Origin of the sequence: Streptomyces sp. RLB3-17 (genome assembly GCF_007113425.2) — a bacterium.
Taxonomy (GTDB): domain Bacteria; phylum Actinomycetota; class Actinomycetes; order Streptomycetales; family Streptomycetaceae; genus Streptomyces; species Streptomyces mirabilis_D.
Window position 1 is genome coordinate 11,400,153 of record NZ_CP041610.2, and the last position, 25,565, is coordinate 11,425,717.

Annotated in this window: 23 protein-coding genes and 5 pseudogenes; 13 read left to right on the plus strand and 15 right to left on the minus strand. The window is 68.4% G+C overall.

Going from position 1 to position 25,565, the window contains the following annotated elements; genetic code table 11:
• Nucleotides 1–52: 52 nt before the first annotated feature.
• Together FNV62_RS51430 and FNV62_RS51435 are read right to left on the minus strand one after the other, a co-directional pair.
• Nucleotides 53–712 (minus strand): response regulator, encoded by a 660-nt coding sequence (locus FNV62_RS51430; protein WP_143630248.1) that lies wholly within the window; start codon nucleotides 710–712, stop codon nucleotides 53–55.
• On the minus strand, nucleotides 709–1,878 hold the full coding sequence (locus tag FNV62_RS51435; RefSeq protein WP_186003187.1) for a sensor histidine kinase: 1,170 nt from the start codon (nucleotides 1,876–1,878) through the stop codon (nucleotides 709–711). Before FNV62_RS51435 ends, FNV62_RS51430 begins: the two co-directional genes overlap by 4 nt.
• A gap of 320 nt (nucleotides 1,879–2,198) precedes the next feature.
• Between FNV62_RS51435 and FNV62_RS51440 the strand changes: the two genes are divergently transcribed.
• The 3 genes from FNV62_RS51440 (at nucleotide 2,199) to FNV62_RS54920 (ending at nucleotide 5,305) form a co-directional block, all read left to right on the plus strand.
• The gene (locus FNV62_RS51440) at nucleotides 2,199–3,419 is read left to right on the plus strand and encodes an IS110 family transposase (RefSeq protein WP_143612551.1); all 1,221 of its coding nucleotides are present in this window, start codon (nucleotides 2,199–2,201) and stop codon (nucleotides 3,417–3,419) included.
• A gap of 218 nt (nucleotides 3,420–3,637) precedes the next feature.
• Nucleotides 3,638–5,046, plus strand: a protein-coding gene (locus FNV62_RS51445; RefSeq protein WP_399221741.1) for an IS3 family transposase whose coding sequence is annotated in 2 segments (ribosomal slippage) — nucleotides 3,638–4,004 and nucleotides 4,004–5,046 — 1,410 coding nt in all. Because the reading frame shifts where the segments join, the coding sequence is not laid out codon by codon here.
• A 40-nt stretch (nucleotides 5,047–5,086) separates the two neighbouring features.
• Nucleotides 5,087–5,305 carry a hypothetical protein gene (locus FNV62_RS54920; protein ID WP_205522492.1) on the plus strand — a complete coding sequence of 73 codons (219 nt, stop codon included), beginning with the start codon at nucleotides 5,087–5,089 and terminating at the stop codon, nucleotides 5,303–5,305.
• 706 nt (nucleotides 5,306–6,011) lie between these two features.
• On the opposite strand, the pseudogene FNV62_RS51455 reads toward FNV62_RS54920, so the two are convergent.
• The 5 genes and pseudogenes from FNV62_RS51455 to murJ all read right to left on the minus strand — a co-directional run.
• Nucleotides 6,012–6,226: pseudogene (locus tag FNV62_RS51455) on the minus strand (IS256 family transposase); the annotation flags it as partial.
• Nucleotides 6,227–6,382: 156 nt separating this feature from the next.
• Nucleotides 6,383–7,018: a dihydrofolate reductase family protein gene (locus FNV62_RS51460; protein ID WP_143630266.1), complete on the minus strand. Its 636-nt coding sequence runs from the start codon at nucleotides 7,016–7,018 to the stop codon at nucleotides 6,383–6,385.
• Nucleotides 7,018–7,524: an SRPBCC family protein gene (locus FNV62_RS51465; protein WP_144316272.1), complete on the minus strand. Its 507-nt coding sequence runs from the start codon at nucleotides 7,522–7,524 to the stop codon at nucleotides 7,018–7,020. Before FNV62_RS51465 ends, FNV62_RS51460 begins: the two co-directional genes overlap by 1 nt.
• 3 nt (nucleotides 7,525–7,527) lie before the next feature.
• Nucleotides 7,528–7,869: an ArsR/SmtB family transcription factor gene (locus FNV62_RS51470; protein ID WP_075033765.1), complete on the minus strand. Its 342-nt coding sequence runs from the start codon at nucleotides 7,867–7,869 to the stop codon at nucleotides 7,528–7,530.
• Nucleotides 7,870–8,128: 259 nt separating this feature from the next.
• On the minus strand, nucleotides 8,129–9,715 hold the full coding sequence (gene murJ, locus FNV62_RS51475) for a murein biosynthesis integral membrane protein MurJ (RefSeq protein WP_225900711.1): 1,587 nt from the start codon (nucleotides 9,713–9,715) through the stop codon (nucleotides 8,129–8,131).
• A gap of 273 nt (nucleotides 9,716–9,988) precedes the next feature.
• Between murJ and FNV62_RS51480 the strand changes: the two genes are divergently transcribed.
• Nucleotides 9,989–10,378, plus strand: a complete 390-nt coding sequence (locus tag FNV62_RS51480; RefSeq protein WP_143604779.1) for a DUF6461 domain-containing protein — start codon at nucleotides 9,989–9,991, stop codon at nucleotides 10,376–10,378.
• 160 nt (nucleotides 10,379–10,538) lie between these two features.
• Here the strand turns inward: FNV62_RS51480 and FNV62_RS51485 are convergent, their stop codons facing one another.
• A complete protein-coding gene (locus FNV62_RS51485) occupies nucleotides 10,539–10,907 on the minus strand; it encodes a hypothetical protein (RefSeq protein WP_211179206.1) in 369 nt (122 codons plus the stop codon).
• Nucleotides 10,908–11,632: 725 nt separating this feature from the next.
• Between FNV62_RS51485 and FNV62_RS51490 the strand changes: the two genes are divergently transcribed.
• The 8 genes and pseudogenes from FNV62_RS51490 (at nucleotide 11,633) to FNV62_RS51515 (ending at nucleotide 18,390) form a co-directional block, all read left to right on the plus strand.
• A complete protein-coding gene (locus FNV62_RS51490; protein WP_144316273.1) occupies nucleotides 11,633–12,502 on the plus strand; it encodes an LPXTG cell wall anchor domain-containing protein in 870 nt (289 codons plus the stop codon).
• A gap of 183 nt (nucleotides 12,503–12,685) precedes the next feature.
• Entirely contained in the window at nucleotides 12,686–13,171 is a 486-nt protein-coding gene (locus tag FNV62_RS51495) for a hypothetical protein (protein WP_143604782.1), read from the plus strand.
• A gap of 328 nt (nucleotides 13,172–13,499) precedes the next feature.
• Entirely contained in the window at nucleotides 13,500–14,411 is a 912-nt protein-coding gene (locus FNV62_RS51500) for an ADP-ribosylglycohydrolase family protein (RefSeq protein WP_143630272.1), read from the plus strand.
• Nucleotides 14,412–14,952: 541 nt separating this feature from the next.
• A pseudogene (locus tag FNV62_RS57340) lies at nucleotides 14,953–15,162 on the plus strand (transposase).
• A 57-nt stretch (nucleotides 15,163–15,219) separates the two neighbouring features.
• A pseudogene (locus tag FNV62_RS57345) lies at nucleotides 15,220–15,432 on the plus strand (transposase); the annotation flags it as partial.
• Between the two features lie 97 nt (nucleotides 15,433–15,529).
• Nucleotides 15,530–15,799 (plus strand): hypothetical protein, encoded by a 270-nt coding sequence (locus FNV62_RS57350; RefSeq protein ID WP_260691804.1) that lies wholly within the window; start codon nucleotides 15,530–15,532, stop codon nucleotides 15,797–15,799.
• Nucleotides 15,800–15,980: 181 nt separating this feature from the next.
• Nucleotides 15,981–16,250: a hypothetical protein gene (locus FNV62_RS51510; protein WP_097282033.1), complete on the plus strand. Its 270-nt coding sequence runs from the start codon at nucleotides 15,981–15,983 to the stop codon at nucleotides 16,248–16,250.
• Nucleotides 16,251–16,329: 79 nt separating this feature from the next.
• Complete coding sequence (locus tag FNV62_RS51515) at nucleotides 16,330–18,390, plus strand: glycosyltransferase family 39 protein (protein WP_143630274.1); 2,061 nt, start codon at nucleotides 16,330–16,332, stop codon at nucleotides 18,388–18,390.
• Nucleotides 18,391–18,643: 253 nt separating this feature from the next.
• Here FNV62_RS51515 and FNV62_RS51520 read toward each other — a convergent pair.
• The 5 genes and pseudogenes from FNV62_RS51520 to FNV62_RS51540 form a co-directional block, all read right to left on the minus strand.
• A pseudogene (locus FNV62_RS51520) lies at nucleotides 18,644–19,657 on the minus strand (integrase core domain-containing protein).
• Nucleotides 19,658–19,849: 192 nt separating this feature from the next.
• Nucleotides 19,850–20,404, minus strand: a complete 555-nt coding sequence (locus FNV62_RS51525) for a dihydrofolate reductase family protein (protein WP_097282031.1) — start codon at nucleotides 20,402–20,404, stop codon at nucleotides 19,850–19,852.
• A gap of 96 nt (nucleotides 20,405–20,500) precedes the next feature.
• Nucleotides 20,501–21,229, minus strand: coding sequence for a helix-turn-helix domain-containing protein (locus tag FNV62_RS51530; RefSeq protein ID WP_225900712.1), 729 nt, complete (start codon nucleotides 21,227–21,229; stop codon nucleotides 20,501–20,503).
• Nucleotides 21,230–21,236: 7 nt separating this feature from the next.
• Complete coding sequence (locus tag FNV62_RS51535) at nucleotides 21,237–22,544, minus strand: hypothetical protein (protein ID WP_143630278.1); 1,308 nt, start codon at nucleotides 22,542–22,544, stop codon at nucleotides 21,237–21,239.
• A gap of 340 nt (nucleotides 22,545–22,884) precedes the next feature.
• Nucleotides 22,885–23,451 (minus strand): dihydrofolate reductase family protein, encoded by a 567-nt coding sequence (locus FNV62_RS51540; protein ID WP_054228387.1) that lies wholly within the window; start codon nucleotides 23,449–23,451, stop codon nucleotides 22,885–22,887.
• A gap of 822 nt (nucleotides 23,452–24,273) precedes the next feature.
• Between FNV62_RS51540 and FNV62_RS51545 the strand changes: the two genes are divergently transcribed.
• Nucleotides 24,274–24,813 carry a hypothetical protein gene (locus tag FNV62_RS51545; RefSeq protein ID WP_225900713.1) on the plus strand — a complete coding sequence of 180 codons (540 nt, stop codon included), beginning with the start codon at nucleotides 24,274–24,276 and terminating at the stop codon, nucleotides 24,811–24,813.
• Here the strand turns inward: FNV62_RS51545 and FNV62_RS51550 are convergent.
• Together FNV62_RS51550 and FNV62_RS51555 are read right to left on the minus strand one after the other, a co-directional pair.
• Nucleotides 24,761–24,943: pseudogene (locus FNV62_RS51550) on the minus strand (IS5/IS1182 family transposase); the annotation flags it as partial. The gene FNV62_RS51545 and the pseudogene FNV62_RS51550 sit on opposite strands and share 53 nt — an antisense overlap.
• An 88-nt stretch (nucleotides 24,944–25,031) precedes the next feature.
• Entirely contained in the window at nucleotides 25,032–25,532 is a 501-nt protein-coding gene (locus FNV62_RS51555; RefSeq protein WP_143604786.1) for a cupin domain-containing protein, read from the minus strand.
• Between the last annotated feature and the right edge of the window lie 33 nt (nucleotides 25,533–25,565).

The following is a 25,565-nucleotide window of genomic DNA, read 5'->3' on the forward strand; positions in this document are numbered from 1 at the left end:
GGAACGCAGGAGGACCGCGGCCCGGTCTCCTCCTTGAGGAGGAGGTGGTGCCTCAGGGACGGCGCGGCTCCACGAGGCCGTGGTCGTAGGCGGCGACGACGGCCTGGACGCGGTCGCGCAGGCCCAGTTTGCGCAGCACCGCGGTGACATGGTTCTTGACGGTGGCCTCCGACAGGCGCAGCCGCTCGGCGATCTCCGCGTTCGACAGCGCCTGCCCGATCAGGGTGAGCACCTCCCGCTCGCGTCCGGAGAGGTCCCGCAGGGAGGGCGGCGGCGCCGGGTCGGGCGTGGTGCGCAGGAACCGGTCGAGGACGCGGCTGAGCACGGCCGGTGCCAGCAGCGCGTCGCCGCGCGCGGTGAGGCGGATCGCGTCGACGAGTTCGGCGGGGCGCATGTCCTTCAGCAGGAACCCGCTCGCCCCGGCCCGCAGCGCGGCGACGACGTGCGCGTCCACGTCCCAGGTGGTCAGCACGAGCACTCGCACGCGACTACCCGACTCCACGATCTGCCGGGTCGCCTCGATGCCGTCCACGACCGGCATGCGTACGTCCATCAGCACCACGTCGGGCGCCAGTTCCCGCGTCAGCCGCACCGCCTCCCGGCCGTCGGACGCCTCACCGACCACCTCCAGGTCGTCCCGGGCGTTGATGATCATGCGGAATCCTGTACGAACCAGGGCCTGGTCGTCGGCCACCACCACCCGTAGCGTCATGACACGTCCTCCACCGGCAGCCGCGCCGCCACCTCGAACCCGCCTGGGGACAGCGGACCGGCACGCAGACTGCCACCCACGAGCCGCGCGCGCTCCTTCATCCCCACAAGACCGCGTCCCGCCCCCGCTGCGGCCGAACGACTTTGCGGCGTACGCCCGTTGTCGACCACAGTGACCTTCACGCACTCCCCTTCGACGGTCACGCGCACACTCACCTCGTCTGCGCCGACCGCGTGGCGCAGCGTGTTGGTGAGGGCCTCCTGGATGATCCGGTACGCCGCCAGGTCCACCGCGGCCGGCAGCCCGTCGAAGGCGCCCTCGCGGTGCACGTGCACGGTCATGCCGGTCGCGCGCACGGTGTCGGCCAACTCGTCCAGGCGCGCGAGCGAGGGCCCCGGCTCCCGCTGCTCCCCGGCCCCTTCCTCCTCCTCACCGGGCCCGAACGCCCGTAGCAGCAACCGCAGTTCGCCCAGCGCCGAGCGGGCGCCCGTCTCAATGGCCCGCAGCGCCTGACGGGCCTGTTCGGGCCGCTGGGTGAACACATCGTCCGCAGCACCCGCCTGAATGACCACCACCGACAGAGTGTGCGCCACGACGTCGTGCACCTCGCGCGCGATGCGAGCCCGCTCCTCCACCACGGCCCGGCGCATCTCCGCCCTCGTCCGTTCCTGCTGCGCCCTGCGCCACTGCCCCGCGGTCCACGCCAGAACCACCGTCAGCAGATAGACCGCCAGACCCGCCGTACCGCCCGCCCCGAACGCCAGCGGCGCCGGCAGGCACATCGCCGCCAGCGCCCCCACCGACACCCGCCGCGGCCTGATGGCCGACAGCACGCACAACGAGACCTGCGCCGCGAGCAGCGCCCCCGTCAAGGTCACCGCGGGCAGCAGCGCCCACACCGCGAGCCCTGTCGCCGCATTCACGGCCAGTACGGCAACCGGGGCACGCGCCTGCCACCTCAGGGCACAGACCTGCGCAACGACCAGGGCCACGGCGACGAGCAGTCTCCAGCCGTGCTCCGCGCCGGCGACGAGCACCGAGGTCCCGAGGACAGCGAGCACCAGTCCGGCCGACCCCGCCCACAGCGCTCGGGCGGCGCGGGGCGACACCTCTCCCCGCGCTTCCCCGGCGAACACGTCGTCCGACTGTCTGCTGCTGCGATCCATGCCCCGACCCTAGCCAGGCTCGCGGGCCTGGCCGCTCTGGAGACCATCGCCTCACGATGGCCGTCGAGGCCGACAGCCGTGGGCTGGGCCAACGAAATGTGGAACAGGCACTGAGCTTGTCCTACCTTCCAAGCGTGGTTCTGTGCCGGTCATTCGTAAGATCGGCGGACCCAGGGTTCCGGGTATGGCTGTGAGCTTGTCGCCGTTGGATGGCTCAAAGAACTTGGCCGCCCGGAGCCCCGCGACGACTCGACCGCTAATTGGGATACGCGACTTGATCGCTGTGTAGGACAACGTCGGCGAGGTCGTCTACGGGATCGATGTGTGACGACGAGCTGGCGGAGGTGACCGTGCCCCAGATCTGGGCCGGAGTGGACATCGGCAAGGAACATCACCACTGTGTGGTGATCGACGAGCGGGGCGAACGTCTGCTCTCCCGCCGGGTCCTCAACGATGAACCGGCCCTGCTGGAGCTGATCAAGGACGTACTCACGCTCTCCGAAGACGCCTTGTGGGCGGTGGACATCAACCACGGCGGTGCCGCGTTGCTGATCGGGCTCCTGCTCGGACACGACCAGCCGATGGTCTACATCACCGGCCTTGCTGTTCATCAGGCGTCGACCGCCTACCGAGGTCAGGGCAAGACGGATGAGAAGGACGCGTTCGTCATCGCCGACCAGGCGCGCATGCGCCAAGACCTTGGCCTACTACGACCCGGCGACGAGATAGCCGTCGACCTGCGCACTCTGACCGCCCGCCGCACTGACCTGGTCAACGATCGGACCCGCCAGACCAACCGGCTGCGAGCTCAACTTCTTGAGTTCTTCCCGGCGTTGGAACGGGCACTGAACCTGAGTAAGAAGGGCCCGGTCGTCCTGCTGACCGGCTATCAGACGCCGGCCGCGTTCCGCCGCAGCGGGATCAACCGGATCGGAACCTGGCTGAGGAACCGCAGAGTGAAGAACGCCGCCACGCTGGCCGAGACCGCCGTCGGGGCGGCCAAGTCACAGCACACTGCGCTGCCTGGGGAAAAGCTCGCTGCCGCGATGGTCGCCCGCATCGCCAAGGGGGTCCTGGCTCTCGACGAGGAGATCTCCGAACTCGACGCACTCATCGAGGCCCGGTTTCACGAGCATCGGCACGCTGCGGTGATCCGCAGTCTGCCTGGCATGGGCGCCCTCCTCGGCGCCGAGTTCATCGCCGCCACCGGAGGCGACATGGACCCGTTCGGCACGGCCGACCGCTTGGCCTCCTTCGCCGGCCTGTCACCCGTTCCTCGTGACTCAGGCCGCGTCAGCGGCAACATGCGAAGGCCCCGGCGCTACCACCGCGGCCTGCTCCGAGCCTTTTATCTCTCCTCCATGGCCAGCCTGAGAACGTGCACCGCTTCCCAGGCCTACTACGCGCGCAAGCGGAACGAAGGGAAAGGACACAAACAGGCGTTGCTCTCTTTGGCCCGCCGACGAGCCAACGTTTTGTGGGCCATGATCCGCGACGGAGCGTGTTACATAGCCCTACCGAAAGTCACGGCGGCGGCTTGACATCGGCATTGGGAAGTTCTTTAAGGTCCGAGCTGCCTTGAACGCGTGCGCCGAGGCCTGGCCGGACGCTGAGTAGGGTTGTGGCCATGGCCAAGGGAATGGGGCGGCGCCCCAAGGCGGAGCTGGACAGCGGCGTCGAGGCCCTCTCTGACATCGTCGGGTGAGACGCCCCGAAATGATCAGATATTGTGGGCGGGCACGACAGGAGCATCACCCGCATGACCAGCACCAAGCCTTCCGAGCAGGATCCCGCGCCGCGGCCGAAGCGGCGCCGCTTCACCCCCGAGTACAAGCTGCGGATCGTCGCCGAGTACGACGCGGCCCCCACCGGGGACAAGGGCGCCATCCTGCGCCGGGAGCGGCTGTACCACTCCCACATCATCGAGTGGCGCCAGGCCAGGGACGCCGGCGCGCTGGAGAAGCTGACCGACCACCGCACCAGCCCCTCCCGCCCGAAGAAGCACCCTGCAGAGGCCGAGAACGACAAGCTGCGGCGGCGGGTGGAGCGCCTGGAGGAGGAGGTCGCGAAGCGGGACGCCGCGCTGGAGGTGCTGGGAAAAACACACGCGCTCTTGGAAGCACTCTCCAAGAGCGCGGACTGAAGGACGCCCTGGAGCCTCTCCTCCACGAGGCCGTGGAGGACCTGGCCCCGTATCTGGGCATCGTGGCTGCGTGTCGGATCACCGGACGCTCCCGGGCCACCCACCACCGGCGGCTGAACCCTGCCCCGCCCCGGGCGAAGACGCCGCGTCCGGCGCCGGTCAACGCACTGTCGGCCGTCGAGCGGCAGGCGGTGCTGGAGCTGATGAACCGGCCCGAGTACGTGGACCTGCCGCCCGCGCAGATCTACGCACGAGAGCTGGACGAGGGCCGCTACCACTGTTCCGAGCGCACCATGTACCGGATCCTGAAGGAGGCCGGGCAGGACGGTGAACGCCGCCGTCAGGCGACCCATCCGCCCCGCACGGTTCCCGAGCTGGTCGCCAACGGGCCCTCCGAGGTGTGGAGTTGGGACATCACACGCCTGGCAGGTCCGGCGAAGGGGGTCTGGTTCCACGGGTACGTGATCCTCGACATCTACTCCCGCTACGCCGTCGGCCACACCGTCGAGGCGGCCGAATCCGCCGCGCGGGCAGAGGAATTGATCCGTGAGGCGATCGACCGCAACGGCATCGTGCCGCACACCGTGCACGCCGACCGCGGCACCTCGATGACCTCCAGGCAGGTCTCCCAGATGCTCCTCGATCTCGGTGTGACCCGTAGCCACTCCAGGCCCAGGGTCAGCAACGACAACCCGTTCAGCGAGAGCCAGTTCCGCACCACGAAGTACCAGTCGGACTACCCCGAGCGCTTCGATTCCCTCGCCCACGCACGGGAGTGGATGGACGCGTTCATCTCGCACTACAACCACGTCCACCGGCATTCCGGGATCGGCTACCACACCCCCGCCAGCGTCCACTTCGGCACCGCCGAACTCGTCCGCGAGCAACGGGCAGCCACCCTCACAGTCGCGTTCGAGCAGCATCCCGAACGCTTCAACCGCCGGCCGGCGCCGCCGAAGATTCCTCAGCAGGCGTGGATCAACGACCCCGCACGACGGCGCGAACCACAGCAACACAGTTCATAGCCGCATATGCGTTTCATTTGACTTGACAGCTACCGAGGACGTGACGCTGCTCGTCTTGGAATGGCTCGGCGAGCAGGGTGTCGGTGCCATGATCCGGGTCGACGCGGAGCGCATGCGTGACGGTCAGCCGGCTTGGACATTTGCCGCTTCTGGTGGGCCGCTGGACGGCGGGATGAGGGCCGACGGGGCCTCGGTCGCCGAGTGCATGGGCACGGCACTGCTTCGATTGCGAGAAGCCGGGCTGTCCGTTCCCTTCTGAAGCCATGTTCAGCGTCTGAGTTGGATTTGGTCGCGTTCGGCGATGGTCTCCGGGCGTCCGACTGTTCGTCCGGAGGGCGCATGAATGTCGGTGAGAAGTAAGAGCACTTGCCGTGGTGCGGGCTCTCGATGACCACGTGCGGAGGCAGCTCGGTCCGTGGCAGGATGCTGGCATGCTGATCCGAAAGGCCGATGCCACGTAGGCGTCCGAAGGGGCTGCGCGCCAAGCGCTGGCGGCCCAGAAGAGGTATTCCTGTTCGCCGGGTCCGCGGTGTGTCCGCGGCGACTCGCGTAGCGATGCGGAAGCTGGAAGAGGACCGGCTATGGCCAGGGGCTGTGGCTGCTGCCCTGGCCGAGTGCCAGTGGTATCTGAATCAGCCAGGGCGTGTGCTGCCGGATCCAGTGATGGCCTGCGAGTGCTGTGATCCTCTCGTGGCGCGAGACCGCCTGGAGGACGTGCTGCTGTGGCTTCCCCGTGGTGCTCGGGAAGACCTTGGCAGGCTCGTCTCCAGGCTCGATACCGAATTCGATCGACGGACTGTTCCTCTCAGTCCTCACCTCATTCTGGCAAGTTCGTGGGGTGCGTGCGGGTGGTGGCGTCGGCGCTTCCTGGAGAACTGAGACGCCCGGTTGGTTCCTCGCCGCTCGGCCCCGCATGGGCTGCTGGGCGCGCAGCGAGGAATAGTCAAGACCTGTGGATCGGGGTGTCAGGCGACTTGCTGATCAACACCCTCTGATTCTTCGGGGCGTTCGATGAGCTTGCCGTTCTTGAATACCGCGCCGGCACGGACCAGCGCGATGAGGTGGGGGTGCGTTGACGGCCCGCCACCGGGTCTGTGCTGATTCGATGAGCTCGAACGCCATCGCGAGCACCGGCGGCGCGGGAGCCGGGGCCCTTGGTGACTCGCCGACGAAGCCTGAGTGGGCGAGGAAGTTCCACGACAACGCCGTGAGGTCCCCCCCTGGAGGAGCGTGCGGCCGAGATCGCGGCCCGAACGCTCGCCCTTCCTGACGCTCAGAGCGTCGAGGATCTCACCGCGCTGCTGACCTCGGCGGGGGAGCGCTGAGGTCGAGACAGTTACCGCTCCCGGACTGCGTAGGTCAGGTGGGTCACCCGCTGCGTCGGCTCCGCGCGGACCGGCTCCAGGGCCACGCGGCCCGCGTCCACGCCCTCGAACAGGCGGATCCCGGAGCCGAACAGCACGGGTGAGAGCGCGATCGAGAACTCGTCGATCAGGCCGGCGTTCACGTACTCCAGGATCGTTGCGCCGCCGCCCGCGATGCGGACATCCCGATCGCGGGCGGCCTCGCGGGCCTGGTCGAGCGCGGTCTCGATGCCGTCGTTGACGAAGTGGAAGGTGGTTCCACCTGGCCGCTCCCAGGGGTCACGCTTCTCGTGCGTCACGACGAAGACCGGCGTGTGGAACGGCGCCTCCTCCGGCCACGCCTGCTCGCCGAGGTCGAACATGCGCTTGCCCATCACGCTCGCGCCGGTGCGCTCGAACGTCTCCCGCGCGATGTCGTTGTCGCGCCCTTCCTCGCCGCCCTCGCCGAGCTTCAGGTTCTCCCGGAAGAACCGCTGGGGGAATATCCACTGCTGCAGCTCCATCCACTGCGCCATCCAGCGCCGCGCATCCGGGTCATCCATGCGCTCCTCGGGCGCGATGAACCCGTCCAGCGACATCGTCACGCTGAAGAACACCTTGCCGGCCATCAGTCCTCAACTCCCTTCCGAACGATCTCGGTGACGTAGGCAGCCAGGTTGCTCAGGGTCTGCTGCCCGCCCTCGATCGCGTGGTACTTCTCGACCGCCTCGTCGCGCAGCTCCTTGGTGGGGAACACCGTACGCATCTCGATCCGGGTCGCCGCGCCATCGGGCGCGAACGTGAGGACCGACTCGAAGGCGTTCGGGTCGCCGCGGGACTCACCGTGCCGCAGCGAGATCCGTTCCGGCGGGGCGATCTCGGTCCAGGAGATCCACTCCTGGTAGTCCGTCCCGTCCGGTCCGTGCATCACGAAGTCCCACTCCCCGGCGACGCGGAACTCGAATGCCCGCGTGGTGGTGGTGAACCCCTCCGGTCCCCACCATCGCGAAAGGTGCCGGACTTCGGTGAAAGCCTCGAACACCAGCTCCCGTGGGGCACTGATGACCCGGGAGATCACGATCTCGCGGTCGGCCGTCGCTGACTGCTCCGGCGCGTCCCGTCCTGTCGCTGCCATCGGTCACTCCTCCTGCCTTGCCTGCTTGAGGTCCTGCACGTACGCGTCCAGCCGGTCGAAGCTCTCGTTCCAGAACCGCTCGAACCCGCCGGTCCACTCGTGGACCGGCCGCAGCCCGCGGGCGTCAAGGCCGTACAGGCGCTGCTTGCCTGCCTTGCGGTCCCGCACCAGCCCGACCTCCCGGAGCACCCGCAGGTGTTTGGACGCCCCCGGCTGGGTCATCCCCAGCTCCTGGGCCAACTCGGTCACCGGCCGCTCACCCGCCCGCAGCAGTACCAGGATCTCCCGGCGCTGCGGCTCGGCGATCGCGTTGAAGACGTCCGACGTCGTCGCTGCTCGTGCCATGGCCGCTATCGTATGCCGATATCGGCATACGTCAAGCCGCCTCCGGCGTCCGGCCCGAGGAGGATCCACAGGTTCCGATCATTGCTCGGCGGTTGGAGGCTGTGACGCCGAACAGGTCGCTCACGCTGTGCGCAGTCGGCCCCGGGGGGTGTCGGATTGCATGCTTCGTGGTCCGTGATGGAGATTACGCATCCAGGGTCCAGGACGAATGGTGCTTCGCCCTGGACCCTGGATGTGCCTTACGTCTGTTGGTGCCGAGTCAGCCCAGCCCCGGCAGGCTGCGTAGTTCACGAATGCGCAGAAGCCGTGCAAAGAGAAGGAACAGCAGGGCCATCGCGATTCCGCCTGCGGCCAGCGAGACGGCTGGCGTCCAGGAGACCGGTGTCAGGTTGTGGCTGCAGGAGCGGGCGATGAGCCAGCCGGCAGCCCCGGCGCCGGTGGCTGCCGAGGTCAACTTGGCATAGGTGCGGCAGATGCGTCGGCCGTCGAGCAGGCCCTCGGTGCGCTTCCTCAGTCGTAGAGCCGTCATCAGCAGTCCAACGGCGTAGGACAGGGCATAGGCGGCGGCCATCCCGGTGACCGCCCACCGGGGGGACAGCAGAAGATGGCAGGCCACCGCCAAAGCGATGTTGATGCCGCTGACCCACAGCGCCATGCGGAACGGCGTGCGGGTGTCTTCGAAGGCGTAGAAGCCGCGGAGCAGCAGGTACTGGGCGGAGAAGGGGATTAGTCCCAGGCCGAAGGCTTGCAGCATGTGTCCTAGAGGGACGGTGTCTGCGGCGTCGGTGGCTCCGTGGGCGAACAGCAGTTGTGCGATCTGCGGGCCGAAGGCGACGAAGAAGAAGGCTGCCGGGACGATGATGACGCCGCTGATCCTGAGGGCGCGGGACAGGTCCGCGCGCAGGTCGTCGAGACGATGCTCGGTCACTGCCCGGCTCATCCGCGGGAGGAGCGCGGTGACGAGGGAGACGGTGACGATCGACTGGGGCAGCATCCATATCTGCTGGGCGTAGCTGTAGGCGGTGTAGCCGACTCCGTCGCTGGGCAGGGCGGCATCCGCGGCGGAAGCCAAGCGGGTGACCACGGTGCTTGCCACGAGGTTCGCCAGGACGAACAGCAAGGTCCAGCGGGCCGCGTTCACGCTCTTGCGCAGGCCGGCGCCCCGCCAGTCGAAGCGCGGTCGCAACCGGAAGCAGGCCGCGTGGGCGTACGGAACCAGGGCGAGTGCCTGGACGGTCAGGGCGAGAGTAGTTCCGATCCCGAGCAGCCTGACCTGGGCACCGGTGATGTCCGAGACCTTTTCAGGGGCGGTCATCATGCCGAGGTAGAGGCCGAACATCGTGATCAGGACCACGTTGTTCAGGACCGGGGTCCACATCATCGCCCCGAACCGGTTCCGGGCGTTGAGGACCTGCCCGAAGATGCTGAACACGCCGTAGAAGAAGATCTGCGGGAGCAGGAAGCGGGCGAAGACCACGGTCAGCTCGAACGCGTCGTGTGTGGCGGGCGTGTCCTGCTGGTAGACGCTGATGATCTCGGGAGCAGCCCATGTGGCCAGCGCGGTGCCGGCCCCGAGGACACACAGCACGAGGGTGACCAGGCGCTGTTCGAACGCGGCCCCGCCATCGGGGTCTTCTGCCCGGGCCCGGACCAGTTGGGGGACTAGGACGGAGTTCAGCGCACCGCCGATCAGCAGGAAGTACAAACTGGTGGGCACGGTGTTGGCCTGGTTGTACGTGGTGGCCAGCAGCCCGGTGCCCAATGCCGCGGCTTGCAGCACTTGCCGGATGAGTCCGGTGGCGCGCGAGACCACCGTCCCGGCAGCCATCAGCGCGGACGACCGCATCACTCCACCGGCCTTGGCCTCCCTGGGGGCAGCATGCCTCCTGCGTCTCGTACTTGACCGCTCTAACTGCTCGGGCGACGTCTCCTCGATCATGGGAACAATCTACGATTCGAAACCTCACCGCCTCGGAGGAACCCCGGGCTTCGGGAGTCCTGCGCCCTCCGTCATGGATGCGTGCTCAGATCGTCACGACGGTGATGGTCCATGTGGGGTTACGAGATGCAGCACTCCTGGCCCGTTGCTTGTCTGCGAACGCAGGTGTTCGATCCCGGCTTGGGGACCAGCTGTGAGTGGCCCATCGACAGGTACGGCAGCACCCCAGACGAACTGGTCGCCTTGATACGTGAGATCGGTTTCGACCTGACCGAGGACGGCACTGGCCCGAGCACCGACGCCAAGGCGGCGGTCCTCGCCCTCGCCGAGCGGCTGACCGGTGTACGGCTCACGGAGGAGCTACTCAAGGACGCCGAGTACCCCTTCGGGCATGTGCCGGAGGAGCCCGCCGAGGAATGGACCAAGTTCGTCATCGACATCACCGACGCTCACGGGGAACGGTTCTACAGGGAAGTTACCCGTGAGGAGGTCGAGGCCGCTTCGGCACGTGCCCGCACCGCAGCGGAGGCGCCGATCGTCATCCTCGGGCCCTCGTCGCACGCTCCCTGACACTCACGTCGGCCAGGTTCGGAGCGTAACCGACGCCCGATGACCCTGCTTCGAGCCCTGGATGGAGGCCGTTCCGCACGAAGGTCATCTCGTGTGGAACGGCACATTCGTTCACGGCGCTGATGAACCCCGAGTACTCCAGTGCGACTTCGTGATCTAGCTAGGCGTCGAGGTAGTGGTAATCCCCATCCGGGAAGCCGATCACTAGGCCGCCGTTGTGGACCCTCCACTCGCTCATGCCGTCGACGTCGTGGCTGACCAGAAACAGCCCCCGGGGCCTCTCGTCGTACTCGTCATCCTGGTAAGAGGCCGGGATCTGGGCGATCTGACGCATCCTCTCCTCGAACCAGTCGAGGGACACCGCGCGGATGTAGCCCCCGTAGAAGGCCCACCTGGCACCGTTGTACTGCCGAGCGGGGAAGGCCCAGCCCCCACTGTAGGTGCGCTCCGGATCGTCTGCTTCCACAATCTCCTTGATCTGGGCCAGCTGTCCGTCGTCACACTCCAGCCAGCCCCTGACCGAGACCATGGTTCCCACGGCGGTTGCTCCTCATTCGTGTGGAGCCCTGCCCTGGCGCACGGTTCCTATGCGCTTGCACGCTAGGGGTGACCTGCTCGGTCGCGCAAAGGGATTGACAGGTGGATCAGCCGCCTCGGGCGAGAGCGCGCCATCCCCATCCGGCCGGCCCTTGCGATGTTGTGCCGGGCCCGGGTGAGTACGAGAACGGCCAACGCGTGATCATCAGGGGTTGTGTGGACTCCTGACATCAGTGGAGGCGACATCCGCGGTCCCGTCATCCAGACCGGCACCATCGAGGGCGACCTCCACTTCGGTTGACGCGTCCCCCGCTGATGCCGCGTCGCCGACGAGACGAGTTCCTGCCGGGGAGCGACTTTCGTGATCAGTGGTTGGTGGGTTGCCCTGGGCTGATCGGTTTGGTGTGTTGGTGCGGTTGACCGGTGCGGGTTCCTCGATGGTGGGCGTGTGTGTGGGCCGTGCTTTGGCGTGTGGGTCTGATCTGCGGTTTTTTCAGGTAGTGGGCTGGGTGGTCAGGCCCTGTCATCTGTGTTGATCAGGGATCAGGTTCGGTGATCGCTGGTATGAGGCGTTGTCTTCTGGAAACACTGCCGATCTGTTGGGCACCGCTGCTCGCCGAGGGGTGAGCGTACAACCCTGGGCACTTGTGGGGTGTCTTCTCGGTGTACGGCAAGCAACGTCCCGATGTTCCCACCCGCACCGTGAGGACCCCTTCCATGAAGTTCCGTCCGGCCGTGATCGCGGCCTCCGCCTCCATCGCCCTGTTCGCCGGCTCGCCCGCAGCCCGGGCGGCGGAGGATCCTGGGTCTCTGCCCGCGTGCACTGACGTGTCGACCGCCTACGGCGGCTACGAGCAGGACGAGGTGACGGTCTCGGTCGACGTGGCGGCCACCGTGCTGATGGCGGGCGGCGACTGGCAGCCGGCCCGGGGCTCCGTGACGAACGTCGGCAAGCGCGACCTGCCGGCGGTCGTGGCGAGCGCCTACCCCTGGCTCCAGACCGAGGACCCGGATCTGGACGACATGAGCGACTTCGTGAAGGTGGAGGCACGGACCGCGGACGGCGGGTGGCAGCCGCTGGACGGCTCCGGCAGGATCGACGCGCCTCCGTTGAAGCCCGGCGAGACGAGGACGTACGAGCTGCGCGTGCGCGTCGTCAAGGACGTGCCGAAGATGCCCGGGGGCTCCGAGTTCGCCTTCACGGGCACCTTCGCGGACGTCTACCGCTTCCCGGACACCGGCAAGGAAGTCGCCTGCGCGGGCGTCGCCTACGGCAACGACACCTTCCGGATCCAACGGACAGCCACCAGCCCGACCCCGCCCACCACCCCGAAGCCCACCACCGCGAAGCCGACGCCGAGCGCCACCAAGCCGACCTCGACGCCCTCACCGACGGACGTGGCAACGGCCGCCCCGACGTCGCCGCCCGCCACCACGTCCGCTCCGCCCGCCGCGCCGTCGGACACCCACGGGGAGATGGCCGAGACCGGCACCTCGAACGCCACCGTTCCCCTCGCCGCGGCCGCCGGGGCCCTCGCCGTACTCGGCGTAGGAGCGGTGCTGTTCGCCCGCCGCCGCAGGGGCTGACCAGCGCGGCCCGGTGGCCATGGACGTCCGCGAGGCTCGGAGCATGCCATTCGGGATCGGCAAGGCCGATGTCGGCGACCTCCACCGGGTCCTGGACGACCACGCCCGCTACTGGGTGCTCCTATGTAGTTCGTCAAGGGAAAACGGTCTGCGGCGGGGCAGGGTGCCAGGCAGCATGGCGGGGTGTCTGAGCTGCTGTGGGATGACGTCGCGTACCTCTTCGACCCTGACCTGATGGGGTCACTGCCGGACGTGCGTGTCCCTGATACCTCGATGGAGGACTGGCAGGCGGTCCTCGATTTGATTGGTGAGAGCGGCTGGAAGTGCCAGTACTCCGAGGGCGATGCGGCACTGCCCGTGCCCCGGGCGGAGGCAGTGCTCTCCCGCCCGGCTGACGCGGAGTGCCCTGAGCTGCGCGTCTGGCCGGCGGACGAGGTGCTGGCGATCTTCCGTTTCCATGCGGCCGAAGAGATCGACTTCGATGTTGATCTGCGGGAGCTTCAGGGCCGGGAGCGACTCGATGTGTTCTGCGGTTTCCTACGGGCGATCGGGCGGCGGCTGGGCAAGCCGGTGCTGATGGATCCGGAGGGCGACTACGGGCATCCCGTGCTCGGGTTCGATGTGGAGAGCGATCGGGTCGTTCTCCTGGCTGAACCAGCCGTCTCGTGACCACCGGCGCCGGCGGCGGGCGCTTGTCGGCGGTGAACTTGCCGCGCCTCGACATTGTGTTCGACAGGAACACCCCAAGCTTGACCTCGGTCCCGTCATCCAGCCGCTCTACGTGAGCCGGGGCGGCATCGAGCATGAGTGGTCGGCGGTCTGTCGAGGACGCGGTCAAGTCAAGAAGCCCGCCCGGGAGATGATCGCGCCGTTCATATGTCTGGGTGAGATGGGCCAGCCAGCGAGGCGGAGCCCCGGAGGCCGTCGATCAGGCCACCGAGCACGCCCGCACCGAAACCGGGGTGCGGCGGCGCCGCCACGCTGCGAAACTGCCACGATGATCACCATGCCTGCCGCCGTGCTGGACTCGTTGCACGGACTCGCCTTCGGGGACGCATTCGGCGACCAGTGGTTCGCCATCCTGCGCCGGAACGGCCCGGCGGCCCTGGAGGCGCGGACTCTGCCCGCGGAACCGCTGTGGCGGTGGAGTGACGACACCGCCCAGGCGGTCGTCCTTGTCCAGGAACTCGCCGTTGGCGGCGGCACCGTCGACCAGGACCGCCTCGCCGGGCGCTTCGCGGCCGCCTACGCCGGCGACACGCATCGCGGCTACGGAGCCTCGATGCACGACGTGCTCCGCCGGATCGGCGCGGGCGAGCCCTGGCGGGAGGTGGTCGCTGGGCAGTTCGGCGGCCAGGGCTCCTGGGGTAACGGTGCAGCGATGCGCGCCGCGCCGCTCGGCGCCTGGCACGCCGCCGACCTTGACGCGGCCGCCGAGCAGGCCGCCCGCCAGGGCGTGGTCTCGCACCACCACCCGGAGGCGGTGGCCGCGGCGGTGGCCGTCGCCCTTGCCGCCGCCCTGGCAACCAGTGGCCGGGGCGAGCCCGCTCCGGCCCGCCCGGACTTCCTCCACGCCGTCGCCGAACGTCTCCCCGACAGCGACGTCCGGTCGGGAGTGCGGGTCGCGGCCCGGATGTCGGAGCGGACCTCGGTCCGGCACGCTGCGGAGGTACTGGGCTCCGGCTACCGGATGTCCGGGCCCGACACCGTCCCGTACGCCTTGTGGTGCGCGGCGAGTCACCTCGACGACCTGCACGAGGGCCTGTGGTTCACGGTCGCCGGACGCGGCGACATCGACACCACCTGCGCCATCGTGGGCGGGGTGATCGCCGCCCGAACGGGAATCGCCGCCCTTCCTCCGGCCTGGCACGCCGCCCGCGAACCGCTGCCCTCGGTCGTGTCGGAGTGAGCCTTCCCCGGGCGCCTGCCTCAGCGCAGGCTCGGCGTTGCCGGGGAGTCCACCGAACTACAAGTTCCACTCGCTGAGGTGCGCCGACTCCTTGCGCCCCGGTAAGGGAGGCCAGGACCGCACGCGCGACCATAGCCAGAAGTGGCCGGAACGGACTCACCCCCACATGCGCAGGTGTCCCAGGCGTGGATGGCGTCCAGCCGAGTGGTGCAGCCGGTCAAGGGTCGTGAACGCGCGGGTGTCTGCCCGGGTCGTGCATCCGCCGGGGTGAATGCCCTCTGAACAAGGGCAGGCCACCGCGCAAGTCTCCCTGGTGAACGGGGCAGTTCAACCGGAGGAGCGCACGATGGCCTCGTCCCACTCCGACCTGATGGGGCTGCTGGAGTCACTACGTACGGCCGACGGAGTTGAGACGATCAAGGTGCTGTGCGGGCGGCATCCTGCAGGAACTCATTGAGGCCGAGGCGATCGAGGCCATCGGTGCCGCCCTGGCGAGCACTCCGACCGGCGCACGACCTTGCGCAACAGGCACCGTGACCGGTTGCTGACCACCCAGGCCGACGACCTGGACCTGAAGATCCCCAAGGTGCGGACCGGGCCGTTCTTCCCCTCCTTGCTGGAGCGGCGTTGACGGATCGACCGAGCGCTGTTCGCCGTGGTGATGGAGGCATACGTGCACGGGGTCTCGACCCGCTCGGTGGATGACCTGGTCAAAGCGTCGGGCGCCGACACCGGGATCTCGAAGTCCTAGGCGTCGCGGATCTGCGGAGAACTCTACGGCGAACTGACGGCGTTCAAGGAGCGGCCGCTGGACCACACCGTCGTTCCCCACATCTTCCTGGACGCGACCTACTGCAAGGCCCGGATGAACCACCGGAGGGTGTCCCCGGCGGTGGTCATCGCGACCGGGATCTCCGCCACCGGGCATCGCGAGATCCTTGGGCTGATGGTTGGTGACAGCGAGTCGAAGCCGTTCTGGACGAAGTTCCTGCGGTCCTTACGGGCCCGTAGCCTGGACAACGTCCAGCTGGTCGTCTCCGACAGCCAAAGCGGGCTGGTGGCCGCGATCCGCACGATCTTCCTAGGGCGCGGCCTGGCAACGTTGCCGGGTTCACTTCGTGCGCGACGTCTTCGCGGTGATCGCGAAGGGCTCGGGAGAGATGGCGGCGGCCACCATCCGCAGCATCGTCGCGCAGACCACCGCAGACGCGGTCCGCACCCAGCTGAACGTGGTGGCCGACACGCTCGGACGGCAGTTGGTGCCCGCGCAGCGCGACCAGTTCGTCGTAGTCCGTCCAAGCTCCCCACCCCAGATTCCCGCTCACGCGTGCGAGAAGTGCTCCCGTGCAGCGGCGTTCCTTGCTCTGTCATGCGTCACCGCACGCTGATGCCGACACGTACGCAAAGGCTTCGATAGCCACGACTGCACCGTGAAGCCCACCACTGACAACGGCGCTGCGTCGTGAGCAGGTGGCCCCGCCAAGCCCACCGGTGCGGTGCTTGGCCGCCGCGGATGTCTCGGCGTTGTCGGCGGCAGAGGGTGCAGGGGCTCCAGCGGGCCAAGTCTCTGTGCTCCGCCGCGACCCGCGGCGCTGTTTTACGGCCACCGCTACGGCCTCGCTGCTCGTCGTCGACGCGTGGTTCGACGTCACGGCCTCTCAGCCCGGCCCTGAACTGGCCACCGCGGTCGTGATGGCCGAGTGCGCGGAGCTCCCGATGGCCGCCCTGTGCACCGTACCGGCCGTGCGCGCACTGCCGTCCCGCACCCGCGACAAGGGACCTGACACCGACGGATCCGACCTACAGGTCAACGCGGCTACCGGATTCTCACCCAAATGACAACTCTTTCGAAGCATCCAGATCGTCGCTGCAGATATCTAGCACTTCGACAGCGTGTTGCACTTGGGAGGGTTTGTCCATGGCCGGTACCACCGCGGAAACCATCGCCTCGGCCCCGCCGATAGGCGTGCGGCTGCTCAGCCGCAGCTCAGGGGCCGGACGGGGCGCGGCGAGCCGACCCGGCTGGGCGCGGGTCGCGTACTGGGCGATCCTGCTGGCGGCAGTGGTGCTGTTCAGCTGGGACATCCAGAACAGCGGCTATCACGCGTTCTACTCGGAGACCGCGCGCAGCATGACGCAGAGCTGGAAGGGCTTTCTCTTCGGCTCGTTCGACCCGGGCAACACGATCACCATCGACAAGCTGCCGGGCTTCCTGTGGCCGCAGGCCCTGTCCGCGCGGATCTTCGGTTTCAGCCCGTGGGCGCTGACCCTGCCCCAGGTGATCGAGGGTGTGCTCGGCGTCGTCGTACTGCACCGCGCGGTGCGCCGCTGGGCGGGGGAGAGCGCGGCCCTGCTCGCCGCGGGCGCCTTCGTGCTCACCCCGGCGATCGCCGGACTGTTCCGCACCGAGGTCGAGGACCCGCTGTTCACCCTGTGCGTGCTGCTCGCCGCGAACGCCGGCCTGCGGGCGGCCCGTGAGGGCCGGCTGCGCCCGCTGCTCGCGGCCGGGGCCTGGATCGGCCTCAGCTTCCAGTCCAAGATGCTGGAGGCCTGGGCGATCCTCCCGGCGTTCGGCCTGCTCTACGCCGTGTCGGCCCCCGTGACACTGCGCCGCCGCCTCGCGCATCTGGCGGCGGCGGGCGCGACCTGCCTCGCGGTGTCGGCGTCCTGGGTGCTGCTGGTGACCCTGACCCCGGCGCAGGACCGGCCGTTCGTCGACGGTACGACGGACAACTCCGCGTTCAGCCAGGTCGTCGGTTACAACTTCCTCACCCGTTTCTCCAGCCTCGGCGTCAGCGCGAAGTCCACCGGAAGTGTCGCGGCGCAGAGCATGGCCGGAACCGATCCGGTGCCTCACACCGGACAGACCCTCACCGAGTGGGCCAAGATGTTCGGGCCGTCGCTCACCACCCAGATCGGCTGGCTCTATCCGATGGCCGCGCTCGCCGCCGTATGCGGTCTGGTGTGGCTGCGCGGCCGGCCGCGCACGGATCCGCTGCGGGCGGGCTTCCTGTTCTGGACGGTGTGGCTGGCCACCTACTTCCTGGTGTTCAGCGCCGGCGCGGTCGGCGCGCACACGTACTACATGGGTGTGGTGGGCGTTCCGATCGCCGCGCTGTTCGGCGGCGGAATGGTGCAGTTCTGGCGGGCCTGGCGGCGTGGCGACCGGGCTCGGCTGTGGGCGCTGCCGACGGCTGTCGGGTGCACGGTCGTGTGGTCGGCGTTCGTCGCCCACCAGTTCCCGGCGTTCTTGCCCTGGCTGGCGCCCACCGCGTTCGTCCTCGGCGCCGGCGCGCTCGCGCTGCTGATCCTCTCCCGCGTCCGCGCCGGGATGCGGGCCCGGGCCGCGGTGCTGGGCGTCGGGCTCGGCATCGCCGCGATGCTGCTGCCGTCCGCCGCCTGGGCGTCCTCGGTCCTCACCACCCAGTACGGCCACTCAGGCATGGGCGCGGCCGGTCCGGTCTTCGTACGGCACGGCAGTAAGTACCGCAACAGGGCCACCTGGTCCTCCTCCCAGGGCAAGACCGCCCCGGCCCGCTCGACGTTCAAGGGCACCGGCCACAAGGGGCTCACTCGAGAGGAGCAGCGTCTACTGGAGTACACCCGAGCCCGCCAGGGCCGCGCCACCTTCGTCTTCGCGACGACCAGCTGGCGCGCCGCCTCCCCCTACATCCTCTACGCCGGCGCCCCGGTCCTCCCCATGGGCGGCTTCACCGGCGCCGTCCCGACCCCCACCGCCGCCGGCTTCCACCACCTGATCGCCACCGGGAAGGTGCGCTACGTCGTCCTGGGCGGAGCCGCCACCGACACCGGCACCGTCAACGCCGCCTGGGTGCGCGGCCATTGTGCCTGGGTACCCGGCCAGACGTTCCATCTCTACGACTGCTCGAAGCCGCCCGCCCCGCACAAGGCACAGGCACGGCACCACCGTCACGCGGGGAAGGCGGGCCGGGCCAGGGCGCCGAAGTCCAGTGCGTGAGTCGTGCCGTTGACACCTCGTGCCAGGTCCGATGCGAGATAGCCGCCGCCCCGATCTCCTCGGGCCGGCGCATCGGGAAGGGCTTCCCCTCGAAGCCCTTCCCGATGCGCCAGAGGTCGGCGCGGGACATCGGTGTGTCGACGATGCTCGGGACCACGCAGTTGACCCGGATGCCGTCGGCGTCGAAGTCGGTGGCCAGCGGTTTGGCCGGCATCAGCACCCCTGCGGTTGTCGTCAACCCCATCCACGCTGGTCACGCCGCATGTCGGTACTCGTGCCGGATGCCGCCGACCTGTTCGTGTCGACGTATGTCGAGGCGGGTGATCTTCTCCGGATCGGCGAGGGGTGCGGGCAGCGGGCGCGGTGGGGCGGCGTTCGCGATGCCCTGATGGGGCCGATGGCCGTTGTAGAACCTTCGGACCTCCCGCAGAGCGTGGAGCAGATGGCGCTGGTTCCAGATCAAGGTCCAGTCCAGCAGTTCGCGGCGGCGGGTCTGTACACACCTCTCCATGATCGAGTTCATCCGCGGTATCCGGACGCCGCCGAGCACGACCTCGATCCCCGCATCTGCGAGGACGGTGTCCTTGCGGCCAGCACCACCCAGGAAGCGGTCGGGTGTGCGGTCGTAGCCAAGACCCCGGATCCGTCGGTTCGCGTGCTCGATCACCGTCAACACGTACATCCGTACCCCAGACAATGTGACCGTTCCGAAGAAGCCGCACGCCGGCAGGGCCTCGGCCTGGGAGCGCAGGAAGTCCGCCCAGGGACTGGAGGAGCGTTCGGGTGCCGGGTCGACTCCGGTCTCCGTCAAGATCTCCCATACCGTGGAGGCGGCCACCTTCACCCCCAGGACGAGCAGCTCACCGTGGACGCGCCGGTACCCCCAGCTGGGATTCTCCCGCGCCAGGCGCAACACCAGGGCACGGACGGGGCGCACGGTGCGCGGCCGGCCCGGGCGCTTCGGCCTGGACTCCTGCGCGTGCCGACGTCTGACCAGGTCGCGGTGCCAACGCAGCACCGTGTCCGGGCGCACCAGCAGCCGCCACCTCCGCACAGTGTCCAAGGGCAGCCGGTACCGCAGCGCCGCTGGGAACGCCCGGTCGCGCGGGGTGAACCGCACCTTCTCTGTGCAGAGTTGGCGCTTCAGCACCGTGATCTGATGGCGCAGGGCGAGGATCTCCGCGTTCTGGTCCCGATCGCTCATCGGCAGCAGGCGCAGCGTGGCGAACGCGTTCACCACGCCCAGGCAGGTCAGTCGCAGCAGCACGGTCGATCATCATGCTGCGTTGATCGCCAGCCGCGCGAGAACGCCGACTCGCGCGGCCTCGGTCGACATCGACGGCACCCCACACACCCGCTCCCACGGATGAGATTTTCGGCAGGGGCGGCGTTCCGCCTCGACATGGACAAGCGGACGATCTCCTGCCCGTCCTTGTGCCAAGCCTGCGCCGACCTGCGCTCAGCGCGTCGGGCGGTAGGTCGCGATGATCACTCCGCTGCTGGTCGGCCGGGCGCTCACCAGCTGCAACTTCTTCAGGGTGGCGTCGTCGGCGAACAGCTTCTTGCGGCCCTCGCCGGCCACCACTGGGTGGATCAGCAGCACCAGTTCGTCCAGCAGGTCCTGCTCCAGCAGCGAACGCACCAGCGTCGGGCTGCCTGCGACGGTGATGTCCTTGCCCTCGCCCGCCTTGAGCTCCTCGATCGCGGCCGCCAGATCGCCGTTGATGAGCGTGCTGTTCGCCCAGTCCTCGACAGTGTCCAGAGTCGAGGAGACGACGTACTTGGGCGAGTCGTTGATCCACTTGGCGAAGCCGGCGTCCTCCCCGCTGGTCACCGTCGGCCAGTACCCGGCCCACTCGGTGAACGTCACACGGCCCAGCAGAATTGTGTCGGCCGTCTCCAGTGTCTCCCCCAACGCCGCGCCCATCTCCTCGTCGAAAGCGAACTGCCACTCGTTCGGCGACTGGGCGACACCATCGAGCGAGACGAACAGACCCGAAACGACCTTGCGCATGATTCCTCCGTGATGAGTTCGGGGTTGTCTGCCCGGCCCCGGCCGGGACGGCCCTCCAGCCGGGACGAGCTGACCCCGTCGGCTACGTCAGGAAGACTATGCGGGCACCGAGGAGGAGGGCTTGTACAGAAGCGACAGCGGCTCCGCCCTGTCCGGAGCGCTCAGCTGAGTGGCGGTCCGGCCGATGTACCGGGTCAAGGACCGCGCCAGGTGCGGCTGGTCGAAGTAGCCCAGCCGGTGCACGACGTCCTGGGCCGGCGCGCCCTCCTGGATCAGTACCGCCGCCTGGCGGGCACGGTGGATCTGCCTGATGGTGCCCCGAGTGAGGCCCGTCGCCGCGACGAAGCGCCGCTGGAGGGTGCGTTCGGAGACATCGGGGATGGCGCCGTCGAGCACCGCGGGCACGAGCGGGTCGCAGGCCACGATGCCCTCACGCACCATGCGCCGTACGAACGCCTCCGCGTTGTCGTAATCGGGGACGTGCCAGGCGGAGCCCTTCAGCCAGACGGATCGCCGCGTCACGTCTGGGATCTCCGCGTTACCGCCCACGAGCCGGCTGATCGGTACGTGCGGCATCGAGGTGCCAAGGGCGAAGCTGATGCCGAAGAACGTGGCGTCCTTGGGGACAGGGGCCGGGCAGGCATGGGGCTCCGGGCCCAGTACGGCAGCCCGCACCTGGCCTTCGTGCTCCCAGAAGACGAGCTCCCAGTGCGACGTCGCGATCGACGTCATCCGACCCACGTCGTCACTGCGGCTGCACCACACCCGCTCGATGTACGGCAGCTCCGACGGCCTGCTCTCGATCTCCAGACCCAATCGGATCAACCCCCGTTCACCGCTGCCTGAGCCGCCAGTCTGTCACGCCGTCCGGACGGCCAGAGCGCGTGCGAGATGCGTGCGAGATGCGGGGACCCCTGTGACTCTGCTCAAGGGGCGATCGGGGTTGGTGGTTGGCCCTACGTTGTTGATGGGTCGGATGGGCTGTCGTAGGGTCCGGAAGATCCAGTGGCCCGGTAAGGCTTGTGGTTGGTTGCCCGCGCTGGCCAGCTCCACCTGGCCGCCCGGTCCACACGACGACTCGACCCCTGATGAGGGGCTGCGCACCCCTGGCGATCGCTGAGTAGACCATGCTGGCGAGGTCGTCCGGATGAACCATGCAGGTCGAACGACCTGAGGCAGCTGTGGTCCAGAACTGGGCGATGGTGACAGGTTCTCCGTCGGCTGCCAGGGTGGTCAGCCGATGGTGGATGCGGCGGTAGAGGGTGGTTGCCAGTTCCCAGTCGGCGTCTCTCACCTCCTCCGCGGCGTGCTTGATGTTGTACAGGCTGATCAGAACAGCGATCAGGCAGCGGCCGGAGATGGTGGTGCTGACGCGTTCGTTGCCGAGATCGGTGATCTGCGGTGGGATCCGGAAGTGGGGGTGGCGGACGGCGTGCGCGGTGATGAACTCCCACATGTCGCGGTGGCAGATCAGGATCGCTGACGAAACACGTGCGGTCTGCTTCAGCAGTGCGCTGTGGTCCTTGGTGACATCGGGTGCGTGGGCGCCCCGCGCTGTCGTGGGCTGCTGGGCCTGCCAGTCTTCGAAGCCGTCCGCCAGTGCTGTCAGCTCCTTGCGGATCTCGGTGAGCTCCTGGTGCTGTTCGTTCCGGTCAGTGGCCGGTGCGTCCTGGGCGTCTTTGAGACCGGTGAGGACGGCGCGCAGGGTGGAGAGTTCGTCGGCCCAAACGGCGCGAACAGCCTGCTGCACCTGCTCCTCGAGGCCAGCCGGCGGCGCCTTGTCCTCCGTGCCGACGCGCTGAGCGGGCACTACGGGGAGCGGCCCGGCAGGTGGAGGATCAGTGTCTGCCGCGGCGGGGCCGACGGCAGCCGCAGGGGGCAGGGAATCACCCGCGAGGGTCTCGCTTGAGTCGACGCCGGGGGAGAGGGTGACGGCGTACGAGACGGCAGCGGCCGCCGGTTCGGCGGCCTCCACCAGAGGGGCCGTTGCGTCGGTTTCCACCCTGGGCTGGGCTGAGATCGCGTCTTTCACCTTCTGGACTGCCTGTCGCAGAAGCGTGATCGCTGCGTGTACGTCTTCCTTGAGTTCGTCGCGGCCGGCCACCAGCCGGTTCTTCGTGTCCCGCAGGTCGTTGCGCATCCGAGGGAGTTCGGCGACCACGGTGTCCGTTGCGTCACGCTGGGCTGCCTGGCCACCGGCTTCGAGCTTTTCGATCCCTTGTTGAGTGCGTCCTGCACAGTGCCACCGGTCGGCGCCCGTGCCCTCGCTATCAGCAGATCGCGTCGGCTGGGAACGTAAGTGGGCCCACCCCGGGGCTGACAGTTGCGACACCGACGGATGGGCGTACGAAGTTGGGGCAGCGACCGTCCTCCCACGGCCCGGAAGGCCGTTTCCTGGCAACCCTGGTGAGCGGTTCCGCAGCCACCAGCGGCCGTGGGCTCGCTATCTCGCACCTGCACGACCTGGGTCCTGGCCGAGATCAGCGTTGGCTGGCAGGCTTGCTCGGAAGTTCGGTGCGACTTCCCCGGCAGGAGTAGACGATCTCCACTGAACCGCCGGGGAGAGCACGTTCGCGCTGGAAGGTCAGCCCGGTGTCGGGCCTGAGCACGGGTGTCAGTTGCATCCCACCGCCGAACAGCATCGGCAGAACGACCAGTTCAAGGGTGTCGAGTGCGCCAATGGCATGAAACGTCCCGATCGTCTTCGGGCCCCCGATGAGGTGGACGTCGCCACCCCGGTTGGCCGAGCGGAGCTTCTCCAGCAGCCGCACCGGGTCACTGTCGGTCGTGACGTGATCGGGGGTGCCGTCCGGACGGTGCGAGCCGAGCACGAACACGTCGAGGTCCGGCCACGGCCAGCGGTTGTTGGTCAGCGCGGGCTCGAACGTGGTGCGCCCCATCAGCGCCGCCTCGCAGTCATCGAGGAACTCCCGGATACCGTGGCTTTCGCCGGAGACGAACGCGGGGTCGGCGGTCAGGGCGGGCCACCCGTTCGGCGTGGTCACGTAGCCATCGGCACTCATACTCATACGGGCGCGGATCTGCATGATTTCTCCTTGGGACGTCCGGCGGCCGGCTATGTGGTCGGCAACCCACCGCCGGTCGACGAATGGACAACACTTGTTGCTCACAGAGCCGCGGCCTGTCCGGATTCCGCTTCGCGGGTCGCGCCTCTACCCAAGCGTCGAACGGGAGACCCACCGATCGACACACTGCCGAGAAGTTCTTTCCCGCCACAAGATCATGGACCTGCGGCATCCGGTCCCCGGCCGCATCTCCCGCCCGCGGATCCCGGCCCCGCCCGGTCATCACCGGCCAGATGGCGCGCCACTGAGCGTCAGAGGGGCCGACCGGAACGTCTCGGGCGAGCCGGATTCGAACCGCTTCACAAGACGGTCCTGCTGCGGCGACGCTCCGAGACCGCTCCACAGGACGGTCCTGCTCCGGCGACGCTCCGAGACCGCTCCACAAGATCGGTGCCAGAACCACTTCTTGTGAACAATCACGCGCCCCCGCACCGACACAGCGACCGAAAGTTGTCGCTGTGCCGACGAGATCGCATCGTCGGGCTGTGCGGCCGCAGCGATCGATGGCCCGTTCCGCGGTGAGCGGGTGACGTCATCTCTGACGCCGGTGGAGTGCCAGGGCCGGGTAGCCGCCGAGGACATCAGTCGGGTGCTGCTCGTTGCTGGGTCCAAAGGATGAGGGCCCTGACGTCCTTCCGGTTCGGCGGCCCGCCGTCCAAGCAGTGCTCGAGGTGCGCTTGTCTGAGAAGCCGTATCTCAACCGAACGTGATCCGTTGATTTCTGCTGGTCAGGCATGGTTTTGCTCGGAGTGAGGGAGGCATGCGGCGTCTTCTATCCGCTTCATGACCGAGGGGTGCGCGGTGGCGTCGGTGCTGGGAATGCTGGAGGAGCGGGAGGCGGCTGCCCGGGTGCGGGTGGAGGGCCTGCGGGAGGAAGCCGCGCGGTTGGCTGAGGTGTTGGACGCCGCGGAGATCGAGCTGGATCGGCGGGTGATCGCGAGGGAGGAACTGGTCGAGGCCCTGGCCTTGTCCGCCTCCGAGACGACTGCCGTGACCGAGGCGGGGCAGGAAACGGTGCTCTCGGCCGGCGCCGGGGTCGGTGGTGCCGCCCTGGCAGGACGGGCTGCCGATGTCCGTGCTCGCGCCCGACTACCAGCGGATTCTGGGCGTGCCGGAGGAGCGGCGGTCCGCGGGCAATGGACCGGTGAAGACCAGGGAGATCGCGGGGAGTTGGGCTTTGGGACGACGTCGGCGAAGGTCGAGGGGGTGCGTTCCAGGGCCAGGCGCCTGGCAGAACGCGGGTGGCTCCTCCTGGAGGCATCGGGGATGTTCAGTGCCGGCCGGCGGCCCGTGGCCGTGCCAGACGCCGGCTCATCCGCGTGACCATCGACCACCGGATCACCGCCTCGCTGCTGGCCGGCAACGTCTCGTAGTCCCGGGCCAGACGGCGGGAGTTCATCAACCATGCGAACGTGCGCTCTGCCACCCAGCCTCTGGGGAGCACCACGAACCCTGTCATATCGTCGGTGCGCTTGACGATCTCCAAGGCCAGGGTGAGTTTGCCCACGGCAGACCGGTGCCGGGCTTGCCGGGCCTGCGAGCTACAGGAACTCGCTTCGGTAGGTCGAGGCCAACTCGGCGGCGCGGCGGCGGCGTTCCGCGACTTCATCCTGCGACAGCTGAGGCGGCGGCGCGTCCTTGCCGACGACGACGTCACCGATGCGCATGAAGTACTCGTCCTGGCCTGCGGGGGTGCACATGCACAGCATGCGGGCCGACGCACCCGATGCGTTGCGGAAGTTGTGCGGCGCGTTGGCCGGGATGTTGATTGTGGACCCGGCCCGTACGGTGTGCTTCTCACCGCGGAAGGTGAACTCGATCTCGCCCTCGAGGATCGTGAACATCTCCTCGAAGTCGTGCCGGTGCGGCGGTGGGCCTCCGCCGTCGGGGACGTGCATGTCGATCAGGCAGTATCGGCCGTCGGTCTGCTCGCCGGTGACCAGCATGGCGTACGTGTCGCCCACCAGCGAGATGTACGTCGTGCCGGGGTCGTCGGGGTTCGCCACGGTCAGCGAGCGTGACGGATCGTCATCGGGGATCATCGTGGTCGCCTCCTTCGAGGATCAGTCAGTTGG

Coding starts and splice junctions, on each gene's coding strand:
- FNV62_RS51430 (WP_143630248.1), bottom strand. CDS start 712: ATGACGCTACGGGTGGTGGTGGCCGACGACCAGGCCCTGGTTCGTACA.
- FNV62_RS51435 (WP_186003187.1), bottom strand. CDS start 1,878: ATGGATCGCAGCAGCAGACAGTCGGACGACGTGTTCGCCGGGGAAGCG.
- FNV62_RS51440 (WP_143612551.1), top strand. CDS start 2,199: ATGTGTGACGACGAGCTGGCGGAGGTGACCGTGCCCCAGATCTGGGCC.
- FNV62_RS51460 (WP_143630266.1), bottom strand. CDS start 7,018: ATGGCCGGCAAGGTGTTCTTCAGCGTGACGATGTCGCTGGACGGGTTC.
- FNV62_RS51465 (WP_144316272.1), bottom strand. CDS start 7,524: ATGGCAGCGACAGGACGGGACGCGCCGGAGCAGTCAGCGACGGCCGAC.
- FNV62_RS51470 (WP_075033765.1), bottom strand. CDS start 7,869: ATGGCACGAGCAGCGACGACGTCGGACGTCTTCAACGCGATCGCCGAG.
- murJ (WP_225900711.1), bottom strand. CDS start 9,715: ATGCGGTCGTCCGCGCTGATGGCTGCCGGGACGGTGGTCTCGCGCGCC.
- FNV62_RS51485 (WP_211179206.1), bottom strand. CDS start 10,907: ATGGTCTCGGTCAGGGGCTGGCTGGAGTGTGACGACGGACAGCTGGCC.
- FNV62_RS51490 (WP_144316273.1), top strand. CDS start 11,633: ATGAAGTTCCGTCCGGCCGTGATCGCGGCCTCCGCCTCCATCGCCCTG.
- FNV62_RS51500 (WP_143630272.1), top strand. CDS start 13,500: ATGATCACCATGCCTGCCGCCGTGCTGGACTCGTTGCACGGACTCGCC.
- FNV62_RS51515 (WP_143630274.1), top strand. CDS start 16,330: ATGGCCGGTACCACCGCGGAAACCATCGCCTCGGCCCCGCCGATAGGC.
- FNV62_RS51525 (WP_097282031.1), bottom strand. CDS start 20,404: ATGCGCAAGGTCGTTTCGGGTCTGTTCGTCTCGCTCGATGGTGTCGCC.
- FNV62_RS51535 (WP_143630278.1), bottom strand. CDS start 22,544: ATGCGCAACGACCTGCGGGACACGAAGAACCGGCTGGTGGCCGGCCGC.
- FNV62_RS51540 (WP_054228387.1), bottom strand. CDS start 23,451: ATGCAGATCCGCGCCCGTATGAGTATGAGTGCCGATGGCTACGTGACC.
- FNV62_RS51545 (WP_225900713.1), top strand. CDS start 24,274: ATGACCGAGGGGTGCGCGGTGGCGTCGGTGCTGGGAATGCTGGAGGAG.
- FNV62_RS51555 (WP_143604786.1), bottom strand. CDS start 25,532: ATGATCCCCGATGACGATCCGTCACGCTCGCTGACCGTGGCGAACCCC.